Annotated in this window: 11 protein-coding genes; 5 read left to right on the plus strand and 6 right to left on the minus strand. The window is 59.9% G+C overall.

Translation table 11 applies throughout. From position 1 onward, the window contains the following. Positions 1-155: 155 nt before the first annotated feature. The 3 genes from NKK47_RS34455 to NKK47_RS34465 all read right to left on the minus strand — a co-directional run bounded on the left by NKK47_RS34455 (position 156) and on the right by NKK47_RS34465 (position 2,046). Positions 156-575, minus strand: a complete 420-nt coding sequence (locus NKK47_RS34455; RefSeq protein WP_352579855.1) for a lysozyme inhibitor LprI family protein — start codon at positions 573-575, stop codon at positions 156-158. A gap of 168 nt (positions 576-743) precedes the next feature. Next, on the minus strand, positions 744-1,232 hold the full coding sequence (locus NKK47_RS34460) for a GNAT family N-acetyltransferase (protein ID WP_352579856.1): 489 nt from the start codon (positions 1,230-1,232) through the stop codon (positions 744-746). Then, the gene (locus tag NKK47_RS34465; RefSeq protein ID WP_352579857.1) at positions 1,225-2,046 is read right to left on the minus strand and encodes a transglycosylase SLT domain-containing protein; all 822 of its coding nucleotides are present in this window, start codon (positions 2,044-2,046) and stop codon (positions 1,225-1,227) included. Before NKK47_RS34465 ends, NKK47_RS34460 begins: the two co-directional genes overlap by 8 nt. 215 nt (positions 2,047-2,261) lie before the next feature. Here NKK47_RS34465 and NKK47_RS34470 point away from each other — a divergent pair, with 215 nt between their 5' ends. The 3 genes from NKK47_RS34470 to NKK47_RS34480 all read left to right on the plus strand — a co-directional run bounded on the left by NKK47_RS34470 (position 2,262) and on the right by NKK47_RS34480 (position 4,767). Further along, complete coding sequence (locus tag NKK47_RS34470) at positions 2,262-3,200, plus strand: IS1595 family transposase (protein ID WP_352579858.1); 939 nt, start codon at positions 2,262-2,264, stop codon at positions 3,198-3,200. Positions 3,201-3,772: 572 nt separating this feature from the next. Then, on the plus strand, positions 3,773-4,399 hold the full coding sequence (locus NKK47_RS34475; RefSeq protein WP_352579859.1) for a hypothetical protein: 627 nt from the start codon (positions 3,773-3,775) through the stop codon (positions 4,397-4,399). A gap of 185 nt (positions 4,400-4,584) precedes the next feature. Then, complete coding sequence (locus NKK47_RS34480) at positions 4,585-4,767, plus strand: hypothetical protein (RefSeq protein WP_352579860.1); 183 nt, start codon at positions 4,585-4,587, stop codon at positions 4,765-4,767. Positions 4,768-4,771: 4 nt separating this feature from the next. On the opposite strand, the gene NKK47_RS34485 is transcribed toward NKK47_RS34480, so the two are convergent. Both NKK47_RS34485 and NKK47_RS34490 read right to left on the minus strand, forming a co-directional pair. After that, complete coding sequence (locus tag NKK47_RS34485; RefSeq protein ID WP_352579861.1) at positions 4,772-5,419, minus strand: Fic family protein; 648 nt, start codon at positions 5,417-5,419, stop codon at positions 4,772-4,774. Further along, positions 5,419-5,607: a hypothetical protein gene (locus NKK47_RS34490; protein ID WP_352579862.1), complete on the minus strand. Its 189-nt coding sequence runs from the start codon at positions 5,605-5,607 to the stop codon at positions 5,419-5,421. Before NKK47_RS34490 ends, NKK47_RS34485 begins: the two co-directional genes overlap by 1 nt. Before the next feature lie 297 nt (positions 5,608-5,904). On the opposite strand from NKK47_RS34490, the gene NKK47_RS34495 reads away from it, so the two are divergent. After that, positions 5,905-6,474, plus strand: coding sequence for a methylated-DNA--[protein]-cysteine S-methyltransferase (locus NKK47_RS34495; protein WP_352579863.1), 570 nt, complete (start codon positions 5,905-5,907; stop codon positions 6,472-6,474). Positions 6,475-6,526: 52 nt separating this feature from the next. On the opposite strand, the gene NKK47_RS34500 is transcribed toward NKK47_RS34495, so the two are convergent. Next, complete coding sequence (locus tag NKK47_RS34500; protein WP_352579864.1) at positions 6,527-6,853, minus strand: hypothetical protein; 327 nt, start codon at positions 6,851-6,853, stop codon at positions 6,527-6,529. A gap of 300 nt (positions 6,854-7,153) precedes the next feature. On the opposite strand from NKK47_RS34500, the gene NKK47_RS34505 reads away from it, so the two are divergent. Next, entirely contained in the window at positions 7,154-7,366 is a 213-nt protein-coding gene (locus NKK47_RS34505; protein ID WP_023678332.1) for a cold-shock protein, read from the plus strand. The last annotated feature ends 83 nt before the right edge of the window (positions 7,367-7,449 follow it).

Genomic DNA, 7,449 nt, shown 5'->3' on the forward strand with positions numbered 1-7,449 from the left:
ACGCTTCCACGCCATCGCCGAGGGCTTCGCTCTTGCAAATCCAAACTAATCCCCGCCAAATCAGATGTGTGCGCACGCTAGCCCGGCGGGGAGAAGGTGGCCGCGAAGCGGCCGGATGAGGGGGACCCCCATATGCGATTGCCAATCGGCAGACGCTACTGCGCCGGCACCGGGCAGCTGACCTCGCCTTCCGGGCAATTGAGATAGTTCTCGAAATCCTTCACCCGATCATTGGTGAGCGCCCGTTGGCAATCGTAGACGACCATCGGATACATGCTGCCGGCGCCCTCGCGCGGGCCGCCCTGGAAAGCGCATTCGGCGTCGCGGAAAGCGACCCAGTGGCGCTGCGCATCGACCAGCAGCTTCTTGGTCTCCGCATTGCCCTTCAGCCGCCCCTCTATCTGCTTGTAGGCATCATTGAGGTTCTTGTCGGCCTCATCGAACGATTTGCCGGCGCATTCGTTCAAGGTCGCCTGGTCCTGCGCATTGGCGCAATCGTCGGCCCGCGCCACGCCCGCGAAGAGCGGAACGGCGAGGATCAAGGTGGCGAGGGTGGAAAGCAAAAGCCGCATCATGTTTCTCCGGTTTCGTCAAAGCTCCCGCGCGAATTGCAACATCGCAGCTTGACGCCCGGACCGGCAAGACGCGACCTGCCGCCTGGTGGACATTTCCCTTCCGGATCCTGCGCTCGGTCCCTGCCCTCCACCATGGCTCCGGGCGTTCGTCGGCTTGCCGACCGCGCCTCACCCCGCCCAATCCACCTCGATCATCCCCAGCCGCTGATAGAGCCTGACCGCAGCCGCGTTCTCGACCGTATTGGTCTTGAGATCGACATGCGCCGCGCCCCTTGCGTGAAACACGGCGAAAGCGTGCCGCATCAGCGCCTCGGCGATGCCCTTGCCGCGTGCCTCGGGGTGGACGGCAAGGTCCTTGACGAAAGCCCGTGTCCAGCAGAGCGCCGCGCCGGCCAGCCGGCCCTTGCCGTCGATGACCAGGAAACATAAAGCGGGATCGAATTCCGCGTCGCCGGAAATGCGCGGCCACCATTCGTCGAACGGCCCGTCGGCGCCGTCGTCAAACACCGCGGTCAACAGCGTATGCAAAGCGAGTGCATCGGCGGCTTCGAAGCCGCGCATGAAAAAACCTTCGGGCCAGCGCGGCGCCAGAAGCGTGTCGTCGAAGATCTTGCGCAGGCGGATGTCGTTTGGCGCCGGCGGGCGCGGCTCAGGCATCGGGCTGCATGCGGCGGCGCAGGCTATCGCTGCCGAGGCCGGTTTCGCCCAGCATCCCCTTGCGCTTGGCGTCGTAATAATAGCCGCTCTGGTAGAGCCGGTCGGCGCGCTTGGGGTTGCCGCCTGAGACCAGCCAGGCGCCGCGCAGATATTTCACCGCATATTTCAAATTGGTCTCGGCATTGAACAGGCCGCTTGCCGGCCCGTCATAGCCCATGCCGCGCGCCGTCGCGTGCTTGATCTGCATCAACCCCCAATGGCCGTGATTGTAGGCTTTCGGGTTGAAGGTGCTCTCGCGGTTGACGACGCTGCGCACCAGATCGACCGGCACCTGGTAAAGCGCGGAATATTTCTCGATCAGCCGCTCGATCTCGCTGCGGCCGCCGGCGTTCGACTGACCCTCGGTGGGGTCGGTCGCGGCCAGAACGGCCGGGTTCTGCGGCACCGTGTAGGAAACCGGCTGAACGCCGGGCATGGCCGCGGTCTGTTGGCTGACCGGCATGGCGACGGCTGGCGTCGCGGTAACAGGCTGGGCATTGGCGGTCATGACGGCGGGGGTAGTTGCCGCCAGCGGCGTCGGCCCGGCAAAGGCGGCGGCCGGCTCGATCGGCAGCGCCGCTGTCTGGGCGACGCCGGACGGCTCCGGCAGCACCGAAACTGTATCGGGCAGCGCCAACGTAAAGCCGGCATCGGTATTGGCCGTATTTTCGGTGAAGGCCGGCGTCGGGGTCACCGGCGAAGTCGAGGTGCAACCGCTGAGAGCGGCCACGGCCAACACCGCCGCAAGGACGGGAAAGAGGAATTTTGCTGGCAAGCGGCGCTCGGGTCCGGTTCGTCGGGTGTTAAGAAGTCCTTACACCAGCATCTTTCCTCGGGCAATCCGCGGTAGCCGGTGGTTTTCGGGTGGCGAGCCGGGCCGCGAAATGCGATATTGTTCTGGATTTGTACTTCGAAAGATTCGGTGATTCTATGGTTGACAAACCCAAACCGGAGAGATAGAAAGATTCCAACAACTTAGGAACTTTCGCCATGTCCATCCTGTCCCGCCCCGAGTTCCACGACGAAGCCAAGGCCTTCGAACATGTCGAGGCGATCTTGTGGCCGAATGGTCCGGTCTGCCCGAAATGCGGTTCCGTGGACAAGCACTACAAATTGAAGGGCGTCCGCACCAAGCCCTCCAAGAAAAACCCGAACGGCGTTGAGCGGCATGGTCTCTATAAGTGCGGCGCTTGCCGTTCGCAGTTCACCGTCCGCATGGGTTCGATCTTCGAGGAAAGCCATTTGCCGCTCACCAAGTGGCTACAGGCCATTCACCTCATGTGCGCCTCTAAGAAGGGTATCAGCGCCCACCAAATGCACCGCATACTCGAATGCACCTATGAAGCCGCTTGGTTCCTGTGCCACCGCATTCGCCTTGCAATGGCGTCTGGCGATCTCTCCCCGCTTGGCGGCAACGGCAAGACTGTCGAGGTTGACGAAACCTACATCGGTCGCCTCAAGGACACCCCGGTCAAGCGTGGCGCTGGTCACAAGAACACCGTGGTTACGCTTGTCGAACGTGGCGGTCGCGCTCGTTCCTTCCACGTCGATACAGCCCGCATCGGAACGATCATGCCGATCGTGCGGGCCAACATCGCCAAGGAAAGCGCATTGATGACGGATGAGTCTGGCGTCTATCGCCGCGTGGGCCAGGAATTCGCCTCGCACGATTTCGTCACGCATTCCAAGGACGAGTACGTTCGCGGCACCGTTCACACCAACACCGTCGAAGGCTTCTATTCGATTTTCAAGCGCGGCATGAAAGGCGTCTATCAGCATTGCGCCGAACACCATCTGCACCGCTATCTGGCCGAATTCGACTTCCGCTACAGCAACCGCATTGCCCTGGGCGTCGATGACGGCACGCGCGCTTTCATCGCTTTGAAGGGTGCCGCCGGCAAGCGCCTGACCTATCATAGACCTGCTTGACGAAAAGCGGACGCACTTCCGAAACCCGGTGCAACTCGAATTGCCCTACTGGCGGTATACCAAGCCCCGCCGGCCTTGACGCGGAATCTCAAATAATTCATGGTGATGCGTGGAGGAGACGCCCGTCGCCTTCTTATCGCCTTCTCGCGGCTGCTACACCGTATTAACGAGAAGGATGGGAACGGCAGTGTTCAGTGACGAACTCTACCCTTCCAAAGCGGACGCGAACGTAAAAACGAACGTGAACGCCCTTAGGCAACTGACAATAAACCATCGTCTTTGACCTCTGGAGTTAGCTGGGAAAGAGCCCAGCGCTCCGGAGCGCTCTATGCGTTCCGCCCGGTTCAGAACGAACGAGCAGGACGAAAGTGCGACGACGGGCGTCAACGTTGGTATTGCAGATCACCAATCCTAGGTCAAGCTTCCATCAACCGGATTAAACTCCAGCTTGATATATGACCACATTGACATATGTGCATGTCTTGTCCTCGGCTTGATCGTTCGCTTAATGTTCGTCAATCAATCAATCTAGCCGATTGCATTGTTGCTTGGTATAGAGTAGACAACGACTCATGAAAACAAACCCGTCCCTTTCCGACGTCGCGGCGCGGCGTGAGCAACTCGAAGAGGAAATCGAGGAGCGAAAGCTGGAGTTAGCCGAACTCGCGGTCGCCGAGCGTGTTCTTAGGCGCCTAGGGGAGTATACGCCGGTTGTGAGGGTGAGGCCGGCGGTGCCTGGCGTGACACTAAACAGCCTCCCAAGGCACGTCTGGCCGCCAAGCCCGCCGCCCCCTCCGCCACCCCCGCCGCCGAGGGTTGAAGCCTATACCGTGGATCCAACCAAGGAATCTGTGGAAAGCTTGATACTGATTGTTTTAGGCGCCAGCGAAAGGGTGTGGTGGACAGCTAACGAGTTGCAGGCGGAACTGACTGTTTTGAAGGGGGCCGAAGTGCCCATGTCAACAATCAGCCCAACGCTGAGCAACATGAAGGGGACAGGCAAAATCATTCGCAAAGGGATGAAAGTATCGGACCCAAAGAGGGCTAGCGAATGGAATCTGGCCATGGACGATTTAATGGGCGTTAATGCGAATAAGGCGCCAAACGAGAATGGGGAGGCGAAAGCCCCCCCAGAAACCGGAGAACCTGCAAGTTCTCCAATCGAGACCAAGGACCCGTCAGACGACGATACTTGGTGAACTTCCGCTTTAAGCTCGCGGCCAGACCCGGGGCTGGTAGTCCCCGGGGGACTGGAGTTCCCATGCTCCATCTCAGTTCGCGCGCGGCGGGCTATTCCCAACCGCGCCTCATAAGATAGAGTTTGGGCGGGGATCACTCCCCGCCCATTCGTTTAGCACACGCACGAATCGGAGTCTATATTCCTATGCCTAAATCAGAGGGAAAGTCTCAAATCGAGAAATTCCGTGAAGCAGCGCGCGAACTGAAAACCGATCAGTCCGACGCCGCCTTTGAAGCCGTGGTGGACAAGATCGCCCACGCTCCGAAGCTCACCAATGAGCAGATAAAGGAATTGGTGCGCCGGAAGCGCGAAGCCGATAGGGAGTAATCGCCTATATCGCGGCTTCTTGGGTCGCCTTTAGAAGCTGCATCGCGAGCATATTCTCAAGCATCGCTTCCATGTCTGCAACGGCGATAATGCCCCGCTTCCACGAATCGTCGGCACCCTCAAGAGCTTTATAATATGGGCTTTTGTCCGCTGCGATCAGATCTGGGATTGTGGGTGCACCGGGCAGAAGACTGTCAAGCTTTACACTCAGCACGACATAAGAAACGACACGCGCCGTCCGGCCATTGCCATCTGCGAATGGGTGTATCCAGTTCATCCGCCAGAGCAGATAAGCCGCCAGGTGAATTGCTGACATATGCCAGTTTTCGTTCACGTACCCGCACATTTCGGCGACCAGATCGGGCACCTCTGTGTGCGCTGGCGGATAGTGATTGCTCTTGCCTATATAAACAGGCGAATTTCTATATGTGCCGGCTAGAGGGTGAATCCCCTCCAGCGCCTTTTGATGGAGCCGCAAAATTATTGACTGATTAAGCCGGAATTTACCCCCGGCGCCCTGTATAGATGCCCGGATTATCTCAATTGCCTCTTTGAACTGCCTGACCCCGTTTTCAGCCTCGCGTTGGGCTTTTTCGATGGGGTTAGTTATTAGTTCAACAGGGTCGGCTTGGCTGTGTCGATCCTCGCTCATTAACGGGCTTTTGCCGCTTCCTCTCGCGTAATCTTCTCGTCGGCGGCTGCAACCATTTCACGAGTGATCATGTCGTTCTCAATATGGGTATTCCCATAGACAAAGCTCAGCCTCTGCTCACGCATCTGACCGTCGGTCATCTGAATCTTCTGAGCTTTTGCAACCAAAGCTTCAAGCGCAGCGGTCATGGTAATCTCCCGAATTTGGTAGCGAATCTGCGTACTCAGACCATAGGCGGGCACGCTTATCAACCGGTAAAGAGGTCGCAAGTTCCCATCTTGTTCGCCCAACTGACAGAACCTGTCATCGGCTCTCGGTGCGAGGCTGCACTATCAACCTTGTGCGAGTATGTCGTCATTGCTAGGCACAAATGTATGCCTTCCCACGTCATGAGTCCAATTGCCAGCCTGCCACCCTTATAATCGACTACAACGTTTGGGTTTGTCAACCATAGAATCGCGAAAGATTCCGGAAAGGAGCACGCCATGGACGCCTCTCATGCCACCGCCGGCCACGCGGTCTTCGAAACCGTGCTCGGCTTCATGGGCATCGCCTGGAGCGATGCCGGACTGACCCGGCTCTGCCTGCCGCAGCGCAATCGCGACGCGGTCGAGCGCCGGCTGCTGCGCCATGCCGCCGCCGACCAAGCAGCGAAGCCCGAGCCGCAATGGGTTGCCGAGCTGATCGCGTCGATCAAGGCCTATGCCGCCGGCGAGGATATCGATTTCTCCAACGTGCCGGTCGATCTCAGCGGCGTCGACGAGTTCCGCCTGGCGATCTATGACGCGGCACGAAAACTCGCCTTCGGCGAAACCACCACCTATGGCGAACTGGCCAAACGAGTCGGCCATGCCGGGCTGGCGCGTGAGACGGGCGCCGCACTCGGCGCCAACCCGGTGCCGCTGGTCATCCCTTGCCATCGCATCCTTGCCGCCGGCGGCAAGATCGGTGGATTTTCCGCGCCCGGCGGCTCGGCTACCAAGGAAAAGATGCTGGCCATGGAAGGCGTACGCGTCGGTCCGCCGCCGCCGGCGCAGGTGTCGTTCGGGTTTTAGGTACGTCGATATTCAGGCGAGGCCGGCACCCGGCGCACCATTTCGTCCCACTCTAATCCGGAAGCAGGCGCCGGCGAAAACGCCGGTCGATCTCCACCCGCTTGCATTTGTAGACGGTGCAGGAATTCGTGTCGGTGCTCGGCACCGAGGCCCGCGCCCTGACCTCGCCGATGTCGCAGAATTGCTGGCTCCGCACGTAGCGGTCGTAGAGCGCCAGCCCCGGCACGCGCGTCGATCGATAGCGCAGGATGACCGCACCCTCGCGCGCGATCGTCGCCTGCACCTTGCCGCAGCTCATGCGGGTCGGGTCGTAGCGCGAGACCGCCTGCGCCTCGGCGGCCACCAGCGTCAGGCAAGCGGCAAGCAGAACGATTTTCATGGCCCCTCTCCCCAAAACCCGGTCGCGCCCGAAGCCGACGCGATCCTCCCGGGTCAGGCGCGCAACAACGACGCTCTCACGCGATTGGGGCGGCCGTTGGGCAGCGTTGCCGCCGCGCCATTTTCCGCCCCGTCTTGTTTTTTGCGCGAAAGCATATTATATGCGGTCCATTGATATTTCGGCCGATCGATCCGGGCCTCGCGATCTTCGCGTTTGCTGATGTTCTATCTCCAAAATCTCGATACAAACCGGCTGGGTTTCGGTCCAGTCAAACTAAAGCAAACGTAAAGGACTATCGAAATGGCAACAGGTACGGTCAAGTGGTTTAATTCCACCAAGGGTTTCGGCTTCATTCAGCCTGACAGCGGCGGCGCGGACGTTTTCGTTCACATCTCCGCAGTCGAGCGTGCTGGACTGTCGACCCTGGTTGAAGGCCAGAAGATCAACTTCGAGATCGAGCAGGACCGCCGCACTGGCAAGTCGTCCGCTGGCTCTCTGAGCAAGGCAGCCTGATTTTGCGAATGGCGCGCGCCCGGCGCTAGCCCCGGGGGCGCGGCAAGTCAAGGGTGTGCTGGGGGTCGCGCGCGCAGCGCGCC

The organism is Mesorhizobium sp. M0019, from assembly GCF_040323975.1.
Lineage (GTDB): Bacteria > Pseudomonadota > Alphaproteobacteria > Rhizobiales > Rhizobiaceae > Mesorhizobium.